Genomic DNA, 19,349 nt, shown 5'->3' on the forward strand with positions numbered 1-19,349 from the left:
AATCAATGCCAGCGGCGGAAGATCAGCGAAGTGTTGACCCCACCGAAGGCAAAGTTGTTGTTCATCACGTATTCATTGCTCATCGCGCGGAACTCGTTGCGCAAATAGTCGAGTTTGCCGCACTCAGGGTCGACCTCATCGAGGTTGCAAGTATGCACATAGAGGTCGCGGTTCAGCATTTCTATGCTGAACCAGGACTCCAGCGCACCGCAGGCACCGAGGGTGTGGCCAAGGAAGCTTTTCTGCGAGCTGATGGGCATGTGCTCGCCGAACAGGCTGCTGGTGGCCAGGGTCTCGGCGACGTCGCCCTGTTCGGTGGCCGTACCGTGACCGTTGACGTAGCCGATGGCGGATGGCTCGAGGCCGGCATCCTCAAGGGCCAGTTCCATGGCCCGGCGCATGGTGCTCAATTCGGGGCGGGTGGCGTGCTGGCCGTCGGCGTTGCTCCCAAAACCAACGATCTCGGCATGGATGTGCGCGCCACGGGCCAGGGCGTGTTCCAGTTCTTCGAGCACCAGCATGCCGGCGCCTTCACCGATCACCAATCCATCGCGCCCCTTGTCGTAAGGACGTGGGCTGGTCTGCGGCGCATCGTTTTTCAGGCTGGTGGCGTAGAGCGCGTCGAAGACCATTGCTTCGGTCGGGCACAGTTCTTCGGCGCCACCAGCGAGCATCAGCGGCAGGCGGCCGAACTTGATGGCCTCGTAGGCATAGCCGATGCCATGGCTGCCGCTGGTGCAGGCGCTGGACGTAGGGATCAGCCGTCCAGTCAGGCCGAAGAAGATGCTGATGTTGGCCGCCGTGGTGTGCGGCATCATCCGCACATAGGAATTGGCGTTCAGCCCTTCGGCCACGCTGTTGAGCAGCATGTTGCCGAAGGCCTTGATCTCATCGGTGCTGCCGGTGGACGAACCGCAGGACACGCCCATGCGGCCATCCTTGATCGACGGATCGCCCAGCAGGCCGGCGTCGGCCAGGGCCTGTTCCGCCGAGGCCACGGCCAGGCGCGAGACCCGGCCCATGCTGCGCAGTTGCTTGCGCGTCCAGTGGGCCGGGACCTGGAAATCGTCGATCGGGCCGGCCAGGCGTGTGTTCAGTTCGGTGAAACGGTCCCACTCATCCATGCGCCGGATGCCACTGCGGTTGGCGGCGAAGTTGGCGGCGATGGTTTCCCAGTCGCTGCCGATGGAGGTGATGCCGGCCATGCCGGTGACGACGACGCGCTTCATCAGCACAAGCCTCCGTTGACGGCCAGGACCTGCCGAGTGATGTAACCGGCTTCGGCGGACATCAGGAAATTCACCGCGCCGGCGACTTCTTCCGGAGTGCCCATGCGCTGGGCGGGGATCATCTTCATCAATTCTTCCACGGGTACGTTTTCATCGAGCATGGCGGTGTCGATCAAGCCCGGCGCGACGCAGTTCACGGTAATCTTGCGCTTGCCCAGTTCGATGGCCAATGCCTTGGCCGCGCCGATCAGGCCGGCTTTCGAGGCGCTGTAGTTGACTTGGCCACGGTTGCCGATCAGGCCGGACACTGACGTGATACAGACGATTCGTCCTGCGGCGCGGCGGCGGATCATCGGCATCATCACCGGGTGCAGCACGTTATAGAAACCGTCGAGGTTGGTGCGCAGCACACTGTCCCAGTCGTCTTCGCTCAGGGCCGGGAAGGCGCCGTCGCGGGTCAGGCCGGCGTTGAGCACCACGCCGTAATAGGCGCCGTGGGTTTCCACATCCGCCTCGAGAGCGGCTTTGCAGGCGGCGCGGTCGGAGACGTCGAATTGCAGGACACGGGCGTTGCGGCCCAGGGCCAGGACTTCTGCCTGGACCGCTTCGGCCTCGGCGCGCCCGCTGCGGCAATGCAAGACGATATCGTGCCCGGCCTGGGCCAGGCGCAAGGCGATGGCGCGGCCGATGCCACGGCTGGAGCCGGTAACCAGTACGGATTCAGTCATGGCTGGGTTCCTGTTGCAGAGGTTTCATTGAGGTACTGGGCGGCATGGGGTGGACGGAATACGTTCAGCCGCGCGGTGGCGTGGATGCCCGGCGCGTGGATGTGGCATTCGAACACACCCATGCCGTTGTCGTCTTCCAGGGAGCGAACGCCGTGGATGGCCAGTTCGGTGCCCACCGGGAAATGTTCGACGTTGCATTCGAACTTGCGGGTCCCGAGCAGGAAGCCCAGCTCCACGGCATCGCCGCGCTGGCGGGCGTGGCAACCGGCGAACGCCGCGACGCTCTGGGCCATCAGCTCGATGCCGACCCAGGCCGGCAGCGCGCCGTCGTCCAGGTTGAACAAACCGCCTGGCTTGACCGTGGCGACGGTATGGATCTGCTCGTCATCGAAGGTCACGATCCGGTCGATAAGGATCATGTCCCCTGCGTGGGGCAGCAGTTCGGCGAGCGGCCAGTCAATCATTGGGCGTCTCCGATAATCAGGCTGACGTTGTTGCCGCCGAAGGCAAACGAGTTGCTCATCAGGCGACGGGGGTGGGTCGGGTTCAGGCGGGCGCGGCTATCGATCCAGTTCAGTGCCGGCAGTTCGGGATCGGGCTGGCCGTCCCAGACATGGGGTGGCAAGGCATGGCTGGGATTGTCCGCGCTCAGGGCCAACCAGCAGAACGCAGCCTCCAGTGCGCCTGCCGCGCCGAGGGTGTGGCCGGTCATCGGCTTGGTGGACGAGCAGGGCACGCCCGCTGGAAACAGTCCGGCCACCGCATGGCTTTCCATGGCGTCGTTATGCTGCGTGGCTGTGCCGTGCAGGTTCAGGTAGTCGATCTGGCTGGCGTCCAGGCCGGCGCAGCGCAAGGCTTTTTCCATCGCCTGGCGGGCGCCGCGACCGCTGGGTTCCGGCGCGGAAATATGGTGCGCGTCGGAGCTGGCGCCGTCACCGAGCAGCGCGATCGAGTGACCGTCGCCTGGCGTCTTGCTCATGAGAAACAGCACCGCCGCCTCGCCGATGTTGATGCCGCTGCGGTTCACCGAAAACGGATTGCAGCGCTCGTTCGACACCGCTTCCAGCGCAGAGAAACCGTTAAGGGTCAGTTTGCACAGGCTGTCGACGCCACCGCACAGCACGGCGTCGCACAACCCCAGGTCCAGCAGGCGACGGGCGCTCATCAAGGCCCGTGCGCTGGAGGTGCAAGCGGTCGAGATCACGTAGGAGGGGCCGCTCAGGCCAAGCCAGTCGGAGAGGAAATTGGCCGGCGCGCTGAGTTCCTGTTGCTGGTAATCGTAGCCTTCGGGGAACCGCTGCTCGCGCAGGTAATGGGCGATGCCCTGGCTGGCCTCGTCGATGCCCGAGGTGCTGGTGCCCAGGACGATGCCGATGCGCGCGCGGCCGTAAGCCTGGATGGCCCGGTCGATCTCGGGACGAATCTGCAATCCAGCTTCCAGCAACAGCTGATTGTTGCGGCTGCGTTGGGCCGCCAGGGTTTCCGGGATCTGGGCGAGCTCACCCGCTACCGAAGCCACCGGCAATGCCCGTTCGGCGACCCAGCCAGCCTCGCTGCGCACGCCCGAGCAGTCGCCGGCGAACAGGTTGCGCGCGACGTTCTGTTTGTCCCGGCCCAGGGCGCAGATCACCCCGAGGGCATTCAGATAAGCAGTCATTGGGCACTCTCGGTCAACGGCGTGATGCGGTAATGCGGGCCTTGGGGCAAGCGCAGCTCAAACTCCAGCGGTTGCTGGTAACGCACCTGCCAGCGGCTCTCGAGCGCTCGTTCGACGCCGTGTTGCCGGGCGATGGGGTAGTTGCTGGCCAGCTCCGTTTCCGGGGTCAGGGCGAACAACAGCGCCGCGAACAGTTCCCGGGCCTCGGCATTGGGCGGCAGCAGGCCGTCGGCCCGCCACTGGCCATCGGCCAGGCGCTGGCGGGCGACGGGAATGCCCAGCGGGTCCATCATCGACCAGCGGATGCCGGTGTTTTCACGCTGGATCACCAACAGCCAATCCTGGCGCTGGCCGGCCAGTTGCCGCTCGATGTGCAATTGCAGCGGCAGCGCCAGGGTCGGCGTGCGTTCGGGCAGCGGCGCATGACTGGCGCAGGCGCTGAGCAACAGCAGGCAGCCGATCAACAGGCAGCGGATCATCCCGTGGCCCCCTCGAGCGGCTTGCGCGCCACCACGTTGACCAGGGTTTCCTCGCGCTCGCCAAACGGCTTGGGCCGACGCAGGCCCCAGCGTTCCAGCAGGCCGAAGTCCTTGGCGCGGCTCCACCACAGGTACGGGTAGGAGACGTTGCGGTCTTCGAATTGGAACCCTTGGTCGCGGATCATCGCCAGGTACTGCGCGGCGCTTTTCTGCACGTGCATCGGATGACGGAACAGCCAGCGGATTACCCAGGTGTCGATGTAGGCCTCGGTGGATTCGGCGAACATCAAATAACCGCCGGGCTTGAGCACGCGATAGAACTCGGCGAGGGCTTTTTCCTGTTCCACCAAATGATGAAAGGTCTGGTGGCAGAACAGCAAGTCAACGCTCGCATCGGGCACCGCCAAGGTCGCGCAGTCACTGCCGATCAGCTCGACCGCCATGCCTTGGCGAGCCGCTTCCTCGGCGCTCAGGTCCAGGCTCTGGGGATCGGCGTCCACGCCAATCAGGCGTTGCGGCGCGAATGCCTGGCGCAGGTACTGGAATGACTTGCCCTGGCCGCAACCGGCGTCCAGCAACACTGGATTGGATGGCGGCGCAGCGCTGAACAGGCCGCGCAGGTCGTTGATCGCCACGCGCAGCACATGGTGTTGCCAGGTGTGGCTGCGCAGGAACCAGAAACCGAAGCGGGTTTCCTCGACGTAGCTGTCGCTCAGGTAGCTCATGTTTGCTGGCTCGGCGCCGGACTCGCGCAGATTTCCGAGAGCATGCGCAGGCGCCGCTTGGGTTCGCTGACGAATGGGTTGCGTTGATCCCAGGCGTAGCCGGCGAGGATCGAACTGATCATGCGGCGGATGTCGTCGGAGCCTTCGGTGTAGAAGATCACGTCCTGGAAGGTGCCGGCGTACCAGCCTTCGACGTAACAGCGGAAGGTGTCGACGCCGCGTTTCAATGGCTCGGCGAATTCGCTCTGCCAATCCACCGGCTCGCCTTGCAACTGCCGATGCAGCACGTCGGCGGCCATGCTCGCCGAACGCATGGCGATGGTCACGCCGGATGAGAACACCGGGTCGAGGAATTCCGCGGCGTTGCCCAGCAGGGCGAAGCCGGGGCCGTGCAAGGACTTGACGTTGGCCGAGTAGCCACCGATGGTCCGCGCCGGGGTGTCCCACACGGCATTGTCCAGCACACCGGCCAGGCTCGGGGTTTCGTCGATGAAGCCGCGCAGGCAGGCGTCGAGGTCATCGGTGCGGCCCTCGAAGTGTTCCGCGGCCGCGACCACGCCCACCGAGCAACGCCCGCCGCTGAAGGGGATGGTCCAGAACCATACGTCGCGCTTCGTCGGATGGGTGGTGATGAGGATCTTCTCGCGATCGAAGGTCGGGCTGTCGATGCGATCCTCGACGTGGGTGAACACCGCTTGGCGCACCGGGAAATTCGACGGCGCCTCAAGGTCCAGCAGGCGCGGCAAGACCCGGCCGTAGCCGCTGGCGTCGAGGACGAAATCCGCCTCGACCCGGTACTCGCTGCCGTCCTCGCGTTGCACGCCCAATTGCGGCTTGGCGAGGGAGAAGTCAACGTTGGCGATGGCCTGGCCGTAGCGGATTTCCACACCTTGCAGGGCCGCCTGGTCGGCGAGCAACTTGTCGAAGTCGGCGCGTTGGACCTGGAATGTGGTGGGCTTGCCTTCGCTGAAGGTGTCGCCGAAATCGAAGGCGCTGTAGCGCTCGCCCCAGGCGAACGCGGCGCCGTTCTTGCGTTGGAACCCGGCGGCGTTGACCGCGTCGAGCATGCCGGCTTCTTCGACGAAGTCCAGGCAATGGGACAACAGGCTTTCGCCGATGGAGAACCGCGGGAAATACTGGCGCTCGATGACCAGCACATCGTGGCCCTTGCGCTTGAGCAGCGCGGCGGCGATGGCGCCGGAAGGCCCCGCTCCGATGACGACAACCTGTCGACGTTCCATTTCAACTGTTGACACGGGGGCTCCTGGCCGAGACGGCAATCGAGGGTATACGGTGAAAACCGGCCACGGCCGGCAATAATGTGGCGATCAACCCCATCAGCATCAGGGCGAAATACAGTGCCGGGCTGATGAGGTTTTGTTGCAGCAGCAGGTTGAGGAAGACGATTTCACTCAAGCCGCGAATATTCAGCAAGACACTTTCTCGCCAGCGACTGGCGCCGGCGAACGAGGCGCCGGCCCAACCCAGCCCCAGCCAGTTGCCCAACAGTTTGCTGGCTATCGGCAACAGCAGCAACGCCACGAGCTGGACCCAGCCGAGGCTGTCCATGGCGCTGTGCACGTTGATCTGCACGATACCGAACGTCAGGATCAAGGGGATGGCCAGGTAGGTTTGCAACCTTTGCATCCATTCGGCGCCGAGGGGCAATACCAGCGGCACCTTGAGCGCGGCCATGCACAGCAGGTAGCCGATGCCGGCGATGAGCGCATTGAGCCGGTAATGCTCGGCCACCACCAGCAGGGCAAAGAACAGGCCGCTGTGCAGCAACGGTTGGCGCAGGCCCACCAGTCGCAGCAGCAATGGCACGCAAGCGCCGGCCAGCGGCAGCAACAGGCTGCCCAGGTGCAGGCTGCCCTGGGCGAGGGCGAACAGGCTCCAGCAAATCAGGTCGATCAGGATCGCAGTCTGTACCAATCGGCGAGTGGCGTCGGGTGGGTAGGCGATGTGGCGCAAATACAGGTACAGCACCGGTATCGCCGTGATCGAAAACAACAGCCCCACCGCCAGCGAGCTGATCCATGGCTGGGGTGGCAGCAGCCAGGTCGCGGTGGCCAAGCCGCAGGCGAACGGTACGCCAAAGCTTGGCAAGGCGATCTTGAGGCTTTGGCGGTCCAGGCGCAGGTCGATCACATCGCTGAGGATGTGCCCCAACAATAAGGCGAAGGCGAGGCTGTAGAGATTCTTCAACCATACGGGCGAGACCAGTTGCGCGCCGTTGAGGTGCCAGCCCGGTTCGATCCAGAAATACATCAGCAAGGGCAGGCCGAACGTTGCCAGCAGCAACTGGCTGACAATCGGGATCAGCCCGAAGCGGCGCCCGGCCACCGTCGCCAAGGCAAACAGCGCCAGGGCCATGAGCCAGAACAGCAGCGTCATCATTGCACCGGCTCCGCAGCGCGGTTCGCATGGGCCTGTTGCCCGGCCCATGGCGCGAGCAGGAAGCTGAACGCCAAACCGAGGCTGACCGCCAGGCCGAAATTACTTACCGCCGGCGTGCTCGACAGCGCCAGCAGGCCGAACGACAGCCAGGTGGTGATCGCCGCCAGCAGCGTGCCCAGCAGACTCACAGCGGCTCCGCCAATCTGTTCACGCATCAGGATGGCGTAATCGACACCGATGGCCGTCACCAGCAACAGGCCGAACAGGCTGAACAGCGTCAGCGGCTGGCCCAGCCAGCCCAGGCTCGCCAGGCTGCACAGCGCGGCCAGCAGCGGCAGGGCGACGATGCGCAAGGCGCCGCCGACGCCGAATGGCCAGATCAGCACCAGGACGATCAACACGCAGGAGGCCAGCTTCAGTTCGGCGGCGCTGACCTGCGTGGCGGCAAACACCCGGTTCAGGTCACCCAGGCGATCCACCAATTGGACCCCGGGCAGGTCCACCGCCTGCACCCGCAGCAATGCGGCATCGTTCAAGCCCTGCAGGCTGACCACCGCCGCCACGCCTTGCGCCGTCGGGCCTAGCCAGAGCGTGCGATAGGGTTCTGCCAGCGGGCCGGTCAGCGCAGCGTCGATGTCGGTCACTGGCAGGGCCTGCAATTGCTTAAGCTCCGCTTGCAATGCGGCAACCGGCACGCCGACGTCCAGCAGCGGTTGCCAGAACGCCGGCAGCCGGCCCAGGGCCTCGCGGACCTTTAATTGTTCGGCGGGCGGGCTGACCAATTGATTGAGGGACAGGTAGCCCTGGAGTTTTTCCAGGCCGATCAGTTGGTCGAGCCGCTCATTGAGGGCGGTCTGGCGCTCCAAGAGTTGCGCTTGGTCATCGGCGCGAATCAGGAAGAACTGGCTGGTGGGCTGGAATCCGGTGATGCGGGCGACATCGCGGGCTTCGTCGGTCAGGTGCTGGGGCGTGCCGATCCACTGGCGGATGTCGTTTTTCGTGGTCAGTTGCCAGAGACCGCCCGCGCAGAAGATCAACAACAGCGTCAGCAGGACGGGTGTGCGCACGCGGCCCAGTAGCGCTTCGCGGCACTTGAGCAGATTTTCGCAGAACTGCAGCGGCCACTGGGCGGGGCGCAGGTCTGTCTTACCCAGCAGCGCCGGCAACAGGCAGACCGCCGTCAGGTAGGCGCCCAGCAGCCCGGCGGCGGAGAAAATCGCGATCTGGGTCAGGGCCGGGAACGGCGTCCAGGCCAACGCCAGGTAACCGATGCAAGTGGTCGCGAGGCTCAGGCTCAGCCCCGGCAAGGTCACGCGCAGGGCCGGCCAGCTACGCCACGGCTTGAGGCTCCAGCTCTTGGACAGGTAGTGCAGCGGGTAATCCACTGCTACGCCGATCAGGCTCGAACCCAGCACCAGGGTCATGACATGCATGCGTCCGAACAGCGCCACGCAGGCCACCGCGCCGAACAACATGCCCACCAGCACCGGCACGAACGCCAGCCACACGGCAAAGCGTCGGAAGGCCAGCAACAGTAGCAATAGGATACCGACTGTTGCGCCGCCGCCGACCCAGGTGATTTCCCGCGACGCCTGTTGTTGTCCGCTGGCAGCGTAGAGCAAGCCGCTGGCCGCCAAGAGTTGGCCCTGGGCCTGGCTCGCGTGTTCGCGGCTGCGTTGTACCCGTTCGGCCACTTGCAACGGCAGGTTCATGTCGAACGCATTGCCCTGGGTACGCGCCCGCAGCATGACCCAGTGCTTGCCGTCGGCTTCGGCGACCAGCGCACCGCTACCGACGTCCAGTTGTATGGCGCCGCGTTGTGGCTGGCTGTTCTGGATACGCCCGGTCAGGCCGAGCCAGTCGTCCTGGCTCGGGACCAGGCTGAAGCCGCTGAACGGGTCGAACAGCGCTTGTACCCGCTGCTGGATAAAGGCCTCGGGATGATCGATCAATTGTTGCCGGTCCGTTGCCGACAGCATGGCCAGCCGGCCATCGAGCAGTTGCTTGCGCAGCGCCGGCAGGTCGGCCTGGAGCGTCCATTGGACCTTGTCGAACAGGCCGCTGGCTTGCCATTGCTCGCCGAGGGTTTGCGCCAGGGCGATGGCTTGCTGGCGGTCGGCGTGGCCAACCAGCACCAACAGCTCGCGATTGAGCGGTGCTTGCATGCGTTGTTCAGCGGTGAGTTCCAGCGCATCCGGCGATGTGCCTGGCACCAGTTCCATCAGGTTCGCCGACAGCGGCGCACCGTTGCGCCATTGCCATCCGGCAAGCGCCAGCACCGCCAGCAGCAGGATCAGGAACAGCCGCGGCAGCCTGCGTTCACTCGGCAAAGTCATGTTGCTCCGCTTCGCTCAAGGGTTGCATGCTGGTGGTGTCCTGCATGCGCAGCACGGTGCTGTCGCCCTGGGTTTCCAGCAGTTCAATACGCTGGACCAGCTCGCCACCGTCAATGTTGATCTGGTTGAAGACCTGCTTGAGCAGTACCGAGCGCGGGGTCAGGGTGAGTTTCCACTGTTGCGCCTCGCCCGACAGGCTCAGTTCGAAGTCGCGCTGCAGGCCGCTGCTGTCACCCTGCAGTACCGCCAGGAACAACCGGTTCTGCTCGGCGCCGGCACTCTTGTTCGGCAGCATCTGCCAGGCATTGCCGTCCCGTCGCGCGATGCCCTGGGCGGTGATGCGGTAATCCTGTTGCAACGGCGTCTGCAGCAACCACAGCAGGCCGTGGTTTTTCGCCAGCACGAAGCGGCCCTTGCTGGTGAGGGGCTGGGGCAGGGCGCGCAGGTGTTTTTCCTGGATGAACTGGCCGTGGATCACGTCCGGGCGGGCCAGTTGGTCGCTCAACTGCTGTAGATCGAACGCCTGGGCCAGCGGCGACAGGCTGCACAGCAGCAGCCAGATGAACAGGCGCTTCATGACAGTTTCCTCTCGACCGCTTCGACAAACACCCGTGGCGAAGCCAGCAGCATCTCGCGAGTGGCCATGTCCACCGCCACTTGCACGGAGCTGGCACGGGTGAAGCGTTCGCCGGTTGCGGCGTCACTGATCAGGTAATTGATCTTCAGCCGGTTTTCCCACTCCACCAGACTGGCACGCACGGTCAGGGCCTGGCCGAACACGGCACCGCGTACGTAGCGCAACTGCAAGTCGATCACCGGCCACGCATGCCCCGATTCGAGCATGTCGTTGTAGTTATGGCCGATCAGGTCAAGCAAGGCGCAGCGCGCCACTTCGAGGTATTTGACGTAGTGGCCATGCCAGACCACGTTCATCGAATCGACATCGAAAAACGGCACCACGATCTGGGTGTCGACGTGCAGAACACCTTGGCTACGCATGCAGCCTCCAGTGTTGTTCGGCGATGCGTTGCAGGCACAGGCGCAGTTCGCCTTCCAGGGCGCGGTCTTCGATGACCGGCGGGAAGTCCTCGGCCAGTTGTTGGTGCATGGCGGCGAGGGCCGGCGGCAGCGGTCGCGCGTCTTCGGCGCGGCTGCGCAGCCACACGCCCTGGTTGGCGGCCAGCAAGGTGGCGGCGGCGACTTGCTCGGTCAGTTCCAGCACGCGGATGGCGTCCCGGGCGGCGATGGTGCCCATGCTCACCTTGTCCTGGTTATGGCACTCGGTGGAGCGCGAGAACACGCTGGCCGGCATGGTGTTTTTCAGGGCTTCGGCGGTCCAGGCGCTGGTGCCGATCTGCACGGCCTTGAAACCATGATTGAGCATCGCCCGCTCGGCACTGGCGCCGGACAAGTTGCTCGGCAGGCCGTGGTTGTAACGCTCGTCCACCAGCAGGGCGAGCTGACGGTCCAGCAGGTCGGCGACGTTGGCCACCAGGTTTTTCAGGCTGTCCATGGCGAAGGCGATATGCCCGCCGTAGAAGTGTCCGCCATGAAGCACGCGCTCGGCTTCGGCGTCGATGATCGGGTTGTCGTTGGCGCTGTTGAGTTCGGTTTCGATGAACCCGCGCAGCCAGCCCAGGCTGTCAGCCAAGACCCCGAGCACATGGGGCGCGCAGCGCAGCGAATAGCGATCCTGCAGGCGGTGCAACGGCGCGGTCGGCGCGTCGATCGCCAGGTCCTTGCGCAGCCACGCGGCGACTTGCATTTGCCCCGGGTGTGGCTTGGCGGCGAACAGGCGCTCGTCGAAGTGTTCCGGATTGCCTTGCAGGGCGACGACGTTCAGCGCGGTGATGCGGGTCGCCAGTTGCAGCAGATAGTCGGCGCGGGCGAAGGCCAGGCAGGCGAGGCCGGTCATCACGGCGGTGCCGTTCATCAACGCCAAGGCTTCCTTGGGCCGCAGCACCAGCGGCGTCCAGCCCAGTTCGCGATGCACATCGGCGGCCAGGCGGCGTTCGCCACGGAACATGACTTCCCGTTCACCGGACAACGTAGCGGCGACGTAGGACAGCGGCGTCAAATCGCCGCTGGCGCCCACCGAGCCTTCTTCCGGAATCAGCGGCAGGATGTCGTGTTCGAGAAAGGCCTGGAGCCGCTCCAGCAGCTCCACTCGCACCCCCGATACGCCGTGGCACAGCGACTGCAAACGCGCCGCCAGCACGGCCCGGGTCGCCTGGGCGTCGAGCAGTTTGCCGAGGCCGCAGCCGTGGAAGGTGTACAGGTGACGAGGCAGGGCTTCGACGTGGTGCAACGGCACGGCCACCACGCAGGAATCACCGTAGCCGGTGGTCACGCCGTAGATGACGCCTTCCTTGTCCAGCAGGGAATCGAGGAATTGCGCACCCTTGGCGATGCGCTGGCGGAACGCCGGGTCATCCTGCAACTGCGTCGGTGCCTGACGGTTGGCCAGGGCCAATACATCTTCAATGCGCAGGGGGCGTTCGCCGAAGGTTACCGGCTCAAGAGTGGGCATCGTCATCGGTCTTCCAGAAAGGGTAAAAGTTGAACCACTGTTGCGGGCCTTGGAGGCAGTACTGCGCCAGGCGCTCGGCATAGCGAGCGGCCCAGTGGGCGATCACTTGTTCGCGGTCGTTGCGCTTCCATGCCACCGCATCGGCGAAGGGTTCGAGGGTGACGCGATAACGTCCCTCGTGCTTGAGACACATCAGCAGGTTGACCGGGCATTTCAGCAGCCCGGCCAGCAGCCAGGGGCCTTGCGGGAAGGCGGCCGGGTAGCCCATGAAGTCCACGGTCACGCTACGCCCGCCATGCAGCGGCACGCGGTCGCCCGCGATCGCCAGCCACTCGCCGCGCTCCAGGCGTTCGCTCAGTTGCAGCATGATCACCGGGTCCAGCTCGCTGACCTGGATCAGCCGCAAGTGCGTAGCGCCGGCCTCGCCCAACAGACGGTTGAACTGCTCGGCGTGCTTGGTGTGCACCAGCACGTTCATGGTGACCTTTTCGCCCAGCTCGGCCAGGGCCCGGCACATTTCCAGGTTGCCCAGGTGCGCGCCCACCAGCATCTGCCCGCGTGCGTCGCGCAGGTGATTGCGCAGCAAGGCCGTGTCGACGATTTCGATCTGCTCGATGCTCAGCTTGCCATTCCAGACGTCAAGCTTGTCCAGCAGGGAATCGGCAAAAGCCATGAACTGGCCGAAGACGCGCCGGTGGGACGGACGCAGTTCGGGGCGGTCGCTCCAATCGGCGAGGCGCTGCTGGTATTGCCAGGCCGCGTGTCGAGCGCTGCGACCGAACACGAAGAAGTACAGGACGATGCCGTACAGCACCGGGGTCAGCAGCCGACGGCCCAACACCTTGGCGGCAACCGCGGTGAGTTTCATCAGCCAGAAACTGCCGCGTTCCTGGCGGTCCGCCCAGTGCTGTTTGTCTGTGCTCATCGGCGCCACCGTTGCCAGAGAATCATTGGCAAGCGCACCAGCATGCCGAAGAACAACCGGGTGTGCATGCGAGAGATCAGCACGTTGTCGTGGAACAGGCGAAAGTGCGAAACGCCGTCCAACGGGTAATGCACACGAGTCTGCAGCCAGCGCATCGGCTGGTTGCGCCAGGCCAGGCGCACGAGGATGTCGGAATCGAAATCCATGCGCTTGCCGATGTTTGCCGAGTCGATCAGTGCCAGCGTCGGCGCCAGGGGATAGACGCGGAAACCGCACATTGAGTCGCGGATTTGCAGGGACAGGCTGTTGATCCAGACCATGACGTGGGTCAGGTAGCGCGCGTACAGGCGACCTTTCGGTACGCTGGCGTCGTACAGCGGGTAGCCGCAGATCAGCGCGTCCGGGTGGGCTCGGGATTGTTCGATGAAGGTGCGCACATCGCCAAGGTCGTGCTGCCCGTCGGCGTCGACCTGCAAGGCATGGCTGAAACCCAGGCGCGAAGCTTCCCGCAGCCCGGTCATCACCGCGCCGCCCTTGCCCTGGTTGACCGCGAGCCGGACCAGGTGAACCCGTTCGTTTTCCGCCAACTGTTCGAGCACCGCCGCGCAGGCCGGGCTGCTGGCGTCGTCCACCAGCACGCAGGGCAAGCCGTTTCCGAGCAGCGTCTGGACCACCGTCGCGATGGCGGTTTCGTGGTTGTAGACCGGGATGACGGCGCAGGGGTTATGCATATTCTGCTCCCTCCACGGTTTCACTGTGCACAACCTTCCTGTGGCGAGGGGATTTATCCCCGCTGGGTTGCGCAGCGACCCCAAATTCTGTGCTGCGCCACAGATTGATGGCGAGCGCTTCGCACTGGAGCGGGGCGGTGCGACGTTTCGCTAAATCCCCTCGCCACAGGGGAGTGGCGGCTACACGTGCATTATTCATCGGCCATCCCCAACACAATCCGCCCACTTGAACAGGCCGCCGTGTCATTGCGATAGGCGAAATACAACTTGCCGCGCTCACGATCGAAGCGCAGGTGCAGTTGGATTTCATCGCCGGGGCGCACCAGTTGCTGGAACTTGAGCACTTCCATGCCGACGAAGCGTGGCGGCAGGTTCATGAGTTGGCGACCCAGGTTCATGGCCCAGTCCACTTGCACCACGCCGGGCAAGACCGGCGCCGTGGGAAAGTGGCCGCTGAAATAGGCAAGGTCGGGCGGCACCGTCAGGCGCAGGTTCCATTCGCCGTCGGTTTCAATCTGTTCAAGCACCTCGGGGGTTTTCGGACGCGGCGCCATCAGCACGGCTTCGACTTCGGCCTGGGGCAGCTTGCCTTGTGCGTTCAACGGCAGTTGCCGCAGCCAGCGCCAGCGTCGGGGCAGGGCCAAGGTTTCACAATGCCCGCTCAGGTGTTGGCGCAGGGATTGGGTCACGGCCCGCCGACCCAGATTGCGCAAGGCGAGCAAGCCGGCTTCGCTGAGCACCAGCAGGGCACCGAGGGAGGCACGATTTTCCTGCACGACGCCTAGCCGGGCTTCGCTGACCCATTCGTGGGCCGTCAGCGCCTGTTCCAGCATCGGCAGTGAGATGCGTTTTTCTTCAAGCTTGACGATGCGATCCAAGCGACCGAGCAATTCAAAACGCCCGTCTGCAGCGATCCGCACCGCGTCCGCGGTATGTTCCACATGACCGGCCGGCAGATAAGGCGAGGCAACCAGCAAGGCGCCGTCGCTGTCCTGGCTCAGCTCGACATCGGCGAAGGGTTGCCACAAGTCGCCGCCCTGGCGCCAGGCGATGCCACCGGTTTCCGAGCTGCCGAAAATTTCCGTCGACCATTGTCCCAGGCGCTGTTCGAGGCTCTGCGCCGCCTCGGCAGGCAAGGCGCCGCCGGAGGAAAAGACCCGGCGCACACTGCTCAGGGCCGGCCAGTCGAGATTGTCACCCATGCGTTTGAGCAACGCGGGGCTGGCGACCCAGGCGAACGCCGGGTGCTCGCGACTGGCGCGCTGCATGTCTTCCGGGAAGGGCAACTGACGACGAACAAAAGGGCGTCCGGCGCACAGCGGCCAGAGGACCCGGAACAACAACCCGTAGATGTGTTGGGCGGCGACGCTGCCGATCACGCAGGCCGGACCAAGGTCCGCACCCCATAGCCGTTCCAGTGCCTGGACTTCGTTGCTCAACTGACGCAGGGTTTTCTCGATGCGCTTGGGCTCGCCGCTGGAGCCGGAAGTGCACAGGCTCAGCCAGCAGTGATCAAGGTCCAGCTCGGCCGCTTCCAGCGGAGCCTGCCGGAGGTCACCTGCTTGGGTGTCGCCGGGCAGGTCGGTCAGCCACAGGTCGACGTCAGCCGACCAGCGCTGGCGCGTCTGCGCCTGCAGGTCGGCGGGCAGCAGCACGCGCACCCCGGCGCGCCAGGCAGCGAACAGGGCGGTCGCCAGGTCGGCGGCATCTTCGAGGTGCACCGCGATATGCCGCACGCCCCGGGCCTGCAGGCCGGCGGCCAGGCACAGCGCGTCATCGCGCAGTTGTGCGTGATTCAGCGCCGGTTCCACGGCTACAGCGCGGTCCGGCAGGGCCTCGAGCAACATCTGCTCAAGTGTTATCCAATTCATGGGCGGCCTCTTACCCGTTGTCGTATGAGCCATTCAATGGCAAACATCAGCCCCATCAATCCGTAGGAAATCAGGCCGGTGTACAACATCCACCAGCTCAGCGGCGCCCAGAGGGTCAGGGCGGCAGCGAGCAAACCGTTACACAGGAAAAACACACACCAGGCCACCGTGACCTGGCGGGTATACACCACTGCCTTGGCCGGCAACTGCGGTTCGCGCAGGCGGGCCAGGCGTTCGACCATCGGTGGGCCATATTTCAGGCTCAGGATGAACAGACCCAGCATGAACACGCTGATCAACACCGGATACCAGCGCAGCAGGAGCGGGCTATCGAACACTGCAAGCAATATGCAAAAAATGATCGCCGTGACCGCCATCCAGCGACTGCCGGTCCCGCCCTTGCCGAGCAGTGCCCGGGCCAGCCACAGGCCGCCCAATAGCAGCCCGAATTGCCATGGCGCGAAGTGCTCCATGCCGAAATACACTGCAAAGGGGTACAACAGGCCCGCGAGCAGCAGGCCAAGGCCAATCAGCCGGCTCATGCGGCCGGTTGGACCAGTCGATAGACCGCCTCGACCACGTCGTTGACCGTGCGCACCGACTTGAATTCTTCGGCGGCGATTTTCTTGCCGGTCTGGCGCTTGATGTGGTCGATCAGGTCCACCGCATCAATGCTGTCGATTTCCAGGTCCTGGTACAGGTTCGATTCCAGCGTTACACGCTCAGGGTCCAGTTCGAAGAGCTCGACCAGGGCATCGCGCAGGGTGTTGAAGATATCGTCACGAGTTTGCATGGTCGGTCTCAGGCGCTTTTTGCAGTGACGAAGGCCGCAAGGCTTGCCACGTTGCTGAAATGGTTACGGGTGTCCTTGGCATCGGCGTCGATCTTGATGCCATATTTTTTCTGGATCGCCAGGCCGAGCTCCAGGGCATCCACTGAGTCCAGGCCCAGACCTTCGCCGAACAGGGTCTGATCGTCGCCGATGTCGTCGATACCGATGTCCTCCAGGCCGAGGGCGTCGATGATCAGCTGTTTGATGTCACGGTGCAGATCGCTCATCTTCGGCGAGCTCCTTGATGAAATAGTGATGCAGAAAATCGTTGAGCCGGCGTGACGCCTGCGGTGCAGGGCCCAGCGCGGCGAAAGCCTGTGGGTCTATATCGGCCCCAACGTGAAAACTGAAGTGCACGCGGCGATGAGGGATGCGATACCAGGGTTCGGCCTTGGTCAGTGTGGTGGGGCTGACCTTGATCGTGACCGGCGTCAGCACCTTCGCCCCTCGCAGGGCAATGGCCGCGGCGCCGCGATGAAAGGCCGGCGCATGGCCTGGCTGGGTGCGCGTGCCCTCGGGGAAGACAATCAGGCATTGGCCGTCCCGCAGGGCGTCGCTGGCGGCGTCGAGCATGTCCATGCTGCCGTCGTTGCTGATGTATTGGGTCGAGCGCAGCGGGCCATGGGTGAAAGGGTTGTCCCACAGGCTTTGCTTGACCACGCAGTTGGCGTCGCGAACCAGCCCGATCAGGAAGACCACGTCGATCAACGAGGGATGATTGGCGATGATCATTTGCCCCGGGCGGCCGAGTTTCTCCGCGCCGTCGATCTGATAGGTGAGCACACCGGTACGGGCCATGAACCGGATAAAGAACCAGAACAGGCGTCCAACCGTGCGGCGAGCCCGCTGGCGACGAGTCTGTGGATCGGCGGGCAACGCATTGAGCAGGGGAAACACCAGCAACCGCAGGCACAGCCCGCCCAACCCGAAGAGGGCGAAGCTTGCAGCGGTCGCGAACAGGCGCCAGTAGTAGGCGTCGCGATGTTTACCGGTCACCGGTTGCGTTGCCAGGTCCATAGACGATTCTTCCAGGCATGTTGGCAGGTGGTGTCGTTGCTCAGCAGCGTACGCAATAGATCCAGGGCGTGGGGCCAGTCGCTGCCGGCCATTGGTGCTGGTGCGCTGGACAGGTCCAGTTGCCAGTCGTCACCGCAAGTCAGCAACAGTCCCACCGCATAGGGAAACGGTACGTCGTCGACCCAGGGGGCATAGACCTGGGGTGGTTGTTCTTCGGTGATGACCAGCAGCACCGCTGGCGCACCTTCATTCAATAGCGCGACGGCTTCCAGCATGCCGTGCTCCAGGCCGTCACCCGTGGCTGCCAGGGCGGTCATCTCGCTGGTTTCGCCGCGCATGATCGACCACAGGCCAATGACTGCGTTGTGCACCGACAAACTGAATTGGGTCGGGGACAAGGGCTGGTCGGCGGCCAGGTCCTTGAGAATCTCAAAAGTGCGCGGGGTTTCGCCGTGACGAGAAATAAAGACCAACGGTAGGTCCGGTCGCCCCTCGGCCAGTGGCCAGGCGACACTGAAGGCCATGCGCGCCAGGCGGCTCAGGCGGCGGCGCTGCATGGCGGGCAGGAACGACACGTCAGGGGCCGCGTCGCTGGCGGCCAGCGCGACCGGTTGTCGGCTCCATGCCTGCCAATCGTCCACGCTTTCGAGCCCAGGGGCCCATGCGCGCCATTGGGCGATATTGAAATTGATCACAAACTCATCCCACCCCTGCGGGCTTTTATTGTCACGGTTCAGTGGTTTGACCCGCGTCCAACCCTGCATGGCCTTGCGACCCAAGTGGCGCGCATTATCCCGGTGCGGTTGGCTTGTAGCAAATACTGGTTACATTTTGTCCGGGTCAATCCGTCGGTTGGTCGGGCCCGGCTCCGGCACGCACATTGTTGCGATTGTGACGATTGTGTCTGTCAGTTCCTTCCGGCAATCGCTGGGGTAATTGACGCTTGGTTGTCTGAAAAAGCCACCAATGCGGTAATCCATCCGTGTGCAAGGTAGCGAAGCGGTGTCTTGGGCAACTACACTCGGTCATCTTTGATGCACGGAGGTTTTGACATGCGGCGTGTGGTGTTCAATCAGAAGGGTGGCGTGGGCAAGTCCAGCATCGCCTGCAATCTGGCGGCCGTGAGCGCCAGCGAGGGTTATCGCACGCTATTGGTCGACCTGGACGCCCAGGCCAACTCCACTCAATACCTGACCGGCCTGACGGGCGATGATATTCCCATGGGCATCGCCGACTTTTTCAAGCAGACCCTCTCATCGGGGCCCTTTTCGAAAAAGAACAAGGTCGATATCTACGAAACGCCTTTCGACAACCTGCACGTCATCACCGCCACGGCGGAGCTGACGGACCTGCAGCCCAAGCTCGAGGCGAAACACAAGATCAACAAGCTGCGCAAGCTGCTCGAAGAGCTGGACGAGGATTACGACCGGATTTACCTGGACACCCCGCCAGCGTTGAATTTCTATGCAGTTTCAGCGTTGATTGCCGCTGATCGCGTATTGATCCCCTTCGACTGCGACAGTTTTTCGCGCCAGGCGCTGTATGGCCTGATGGCGGAAATCGAGGAGCTCAAGGACGACCATAACGAAGCGTTGGAAGTGGAAGGAATTGTCGTCAACCAGTTCCAGGCCCGCGCCAGCCTGCCGCAACAGATTCTCGATGAGTTGATCGCCGAAGGCTTGCCGGTGTTGCCCGTGTACCTGAGCAGTTCAGTGCGCATGCGTGAATCGCACCAGGCCAGCCTGCCACTGATCCACCTGGACCCGCGGCATAAACTGACCCAGCAGTTCGTGGAGTTGCATAGCCTGCTGGAAAGCGCCTGACTGATCATGCAAATCCCATGTGGGAGCGGGCTTGCTCGCGAATGCGGTGTTTCAGGCACATAAATG

Annotated in this window: 21 protein-coding genes; 1 reads left to right on the forward strand and 20 read right to left on the reverse strand. The window is 64.0% G+C overall.

The features are described from left to right. Positions 1-2: 2 nt before the first annotated feature. The 20 genes from KSS97_RS03275 to KSS97_RS03370 all read right to left on the reverse strand — a co-directional run bounded on the left by KSS97_RS03275 (position 3) and on the right by KSS97_RS03370 (position 18,155). A complete protein-coding gene (locus KSS97_RS03275) occupies positions 3-1,229 on the reverse strand; it encodes a beta-ketoacyl-ACP synthase (RefSeq protein WP_030140967.1) in 1,227 nt (408 codons plus the stop codon). Continuing rightward, on the reverse strand, positions 1,229-1,957 hold the full coding sequence (gene fabG, locus KSS97_RS03280; protein ID WP_030140966.1) for a 3-oxoacyl-ACP reductase FabG: 729 nt from the start codon (positions 1,955-1,957) through the stop codon (positions 1,229-1,231). The genes KSS97_RS03275 and fabG overlap by 1 nt, the downstream gene beginning before the upstream one ends. Then, the gene (locus KSS97_RS03285) at positions 1,954-2,421 is read right to left on the reverse strand and encodes a hotdog family protein (RefSeq protein WP_030140965.1); all 468 of its coding nucleotides are present in this window, start codon (positions 2,419-2,421) and stop codon (positions 1,954-1,956) included. The genes fabG and KSS97_RS03285 overlap by 4 nt, the downstream gene beginning before the upstream one ends. Beyond that, positions 2,418-3,614: a beta-ketoacyl-[acyl-carrier-protein] synthase family protein gene (locus tag KSS97_RS03290; RefSeq protein ID WP_198797415.1), complete on the reverse strand. Its 1,197-nt coding sequence runs from the start codon at positions 3,612-3,614 to the stop codon at positions 2,418-2,420. Before KSS97_RS03290 ends, KSS97_RS03285 begins: the two co-directional genes overlap by 4 nt. After that, positions 3,611-4,093: a DUF3261 domain-containing protein gene (locus KSS97_RS03295; protein ID WP_217861085.1), complete on the reverse strand. Its 483-nt coding sequence runs from the start codon at positions 4,091-4,093 to the stop codon at positions 3,611-3,613. Before KSS97_RS03295 ends, KSS97_RS03290 begins: the two co-directional genes overlap by 4 nt. After that, positions 4,090-4,818 carry a class I SAM-dependent methyltransferase gene (locus tag KSS97_RS03300; RefSeq protein WP_198797417.1) on the reverse strand — a complete coding sequence of 243 codons (729 nt, stop codon included), beginning with the start codon at positions 4,816-4,818 and terminating at the stop codon, positions 4,090-4,092. The genes KSS97_RS03295 and KSS97_RS03300 overlap by 4 nt, the downstream gene beginning before the upstream one ends. Next, positions 4,815-6,074 carry an NAD(P)/FAD-dependent oxidoreductase gene (locus KSS97_RS03305; RefSeq protein WP_217861086.1) on the reverse strand — a complete coding sequence of 420 codons (1,260 nt, stop codon included), beginning with the start codon at positions 6,072-6,074 and terminating at the stop codon, positions 4,815-4,817. The genes KSS97_RS03300 and KSS97_RS03305 overlap by 4 nt, the downstream gene beginning before the upstream one ends. Next, positions 6,061-7,218 (reverse strand): cation:proton antiporter, encoded by a 1,158-nt coding sequence (locus tag KSS97_RS03310; RefSeq protein ID WP_030140960.1) that lies wholly within the window; start codon positions 7,216-7,218, stop codon positions 6,061-6,063. The genes KSS97_RS03305 and KSS97_RS03310 overlap by 14 nt, the downstream gene beginning before the upstream one ends. Further along, positions 7,215-9,554, reverse strand: coding sequence for an MMPL family transporter (locus tag KSS97_RS03315; RefSeq protein WP_217861087.1), 2,340 nt, complete (start codon positions 9,552-9,554; stop codon positions 7,215-7,217). Before KSS97_RS03315 ends, KSS97_RS03310 begins: the two co-directional genes overlap by 4 nt. Beyond that, positions 9,538-10,131: an outer membrane lipoprotein carrier protein LolA gene (locus KSS97_RS03320; RefSeq protein ID WP_217861088.1), complete on the reverse strand. Its 594-nt coding sequence runs from the start codon at positions 10,129-10,131 to the stop codon at positions 9,538-9,540. Before KSS97_RS03320 ends, KSS97_RS03315 begins: the two co-directional genes overlap by 17 nt. Beyond that, positions 10,128-10,553, reverse strand: a complete 426-nt coding sequence (locus tag KSS97_RS03325; protein ID WP_186706050.1) for an acyl-CoA thioesterase — start codon at positions 10,551-10,553, stop codon at positions 10,128-10,130. Before KSS97_RS03325 ends, KSS97_RS03320 begins: the two co-directional genes overlap by 4 nt. Continuing rightward, positions 10,546-12,090, reverse strand: coding sequence for an HAL/PAL/TAL family ammonia-lyase (locus KSS97_RS03330; RefSeq protein WP_030140956.1), 1,545 nt, complete (start codon positions 12,088-12,090; stop codon positions 10,546-10,548). Before KSS97_RS03330 ends, KSS97_RS03325 begins: the two co-directional genes overlap by 8 nt. Next, on the reverse strand, positions 12,071-13,009 hold the full coding sequence (locus KSS97_RS03335; protein WP_030140955.1) for a lysophospholipid acyltransferase family protein: 939 nt from the start codon (positions 13,007-13,009) through the stop codon (positions 12,071-12,073). The genes KSS97_RS03330 and KSS97_RS03335 overlap by 20 nt, the downstream gene beginning before the upstream one ends. Then, positions 13,006-13,740: a glycosyltransferase family 2 protein gene (locus KSS97_RS03340; RefSeq protein ID WP_030140954.1), complete on the reverse strand. Its 735-nt coding sequence runs from the start codon at positions 13,738-13,740 to the stop codon at positions 13,006-13,008. Before KSS97_RS03340 ends, KSS97_RS03335 begins: the two co-directional genes overlap by 4 nt. A 191-nt stretch (positions 13,741-13,931) precedes the next feature. Continuing rightward, on the reverse strand, positions 13,932-15,611 hold the full coding sequence (locus KSS97_RS03345; RefSeq protein WP_217861089.1) for an acyl-CoA synthetase family protein: 1,680 nt from the start codon (positions 15,609-15,611) through the stop codon (positions 13,932-13,934). Next, positions 15,608-16,153, reverse strand: a complete 546-nt coding sequence (locus tag KSS97_RS03350) for a COG4648 family protein (RefSeq protein WP_030140952.1) — start codon at positions 16,151-16,153, stop codon at positions 15,608-15,610. Before KSS97_RS03350 ends, KSS97_RS03345 begins: the two co-directional genes overlap by 4 nt. Continuing rightward, positions 16,150-16,404, reverse strand: a complete 255-nt coding sequence (locus tag KSS97_RS03355; protein ID WP_030140951.1) for an acyl carrier protein — start codon at positions 16,402-16,404, stop codon at positions 16,150-16,152. The genes KSS97_RS03350 and KSS97_RS03355 overlap by 4 nt, the downstream gene beginning before the upstream one ends. A gap of 8 nt (positions 16,405-16,412) precedes the next feature. Beyond that, complete coding sequence (locus KSS97_RS03360; RefSeq protein ID WP_030140950.1) at positions 16,413-16,670, reverse strand: phosphopantetheine-binding protein; 258 nt, start codon at positions 16,668-16,670, stop codon at positions 16,413-16,415. After that, positions 16,651-17,460 carry a lysophospholipid acyltransferase family protein gene (locus tag KSS97_RS03365; RefSeq protein WP_030140949.1) on the reverse strand — a complete coding sequence of 270 codons (810 nt, stop codon included), beginning with the start codon at positions 17,458-17,460 and terminating at the stop codon, positions 16,651-16,653. Before KSS97_RS03365 ends, KSS97_RS03360 begins: the two co-directional genes overlap by 20 nt. Continuing rightward, entirely contained in the window at positions 17,436-18,155 is a 720-nt protein-coding gene (locus KSS97_RS03370) for a beta-ketoacyl synthase chain length factor (protein ID WP_030140948.1), read from the reverse strand. The genes KSS97_RS03365 and KSS97_RS03370 overlap by 25 nt, the downstream gene beginning before the upstream one ends. Before the next feature lie 357 nt (positions 18,156-18,512). Here KSS97_RS03370 and KSS97_RS03375 point away from each other — a divergent pair, with 357 nt between their 5' ends. Beyond that, positions 18,513-19,283: a ParA family protein gene (locus KSS97_RS03375; RefSeq protein WP_030140947.1), complete on the forward strand. Its 771-nt coding sequence runs from the start codon at positions 18,513-18,515 to the stop codon at positions 19,281-19,283. The last annotated feature ends 66 nt before the right edge of the window (positions 19,284-19,349 follow it).

This window comes from Pseudomonas alvandae, from assembly GCF_019141525.1.
Lineage (GTDB): Bacteria > Pseudomonadota > Gammaproteobacteria > Pseudomonadales > Pseudomonadaceae > Aquipseudomonas > Aquipseudomonas alvandae.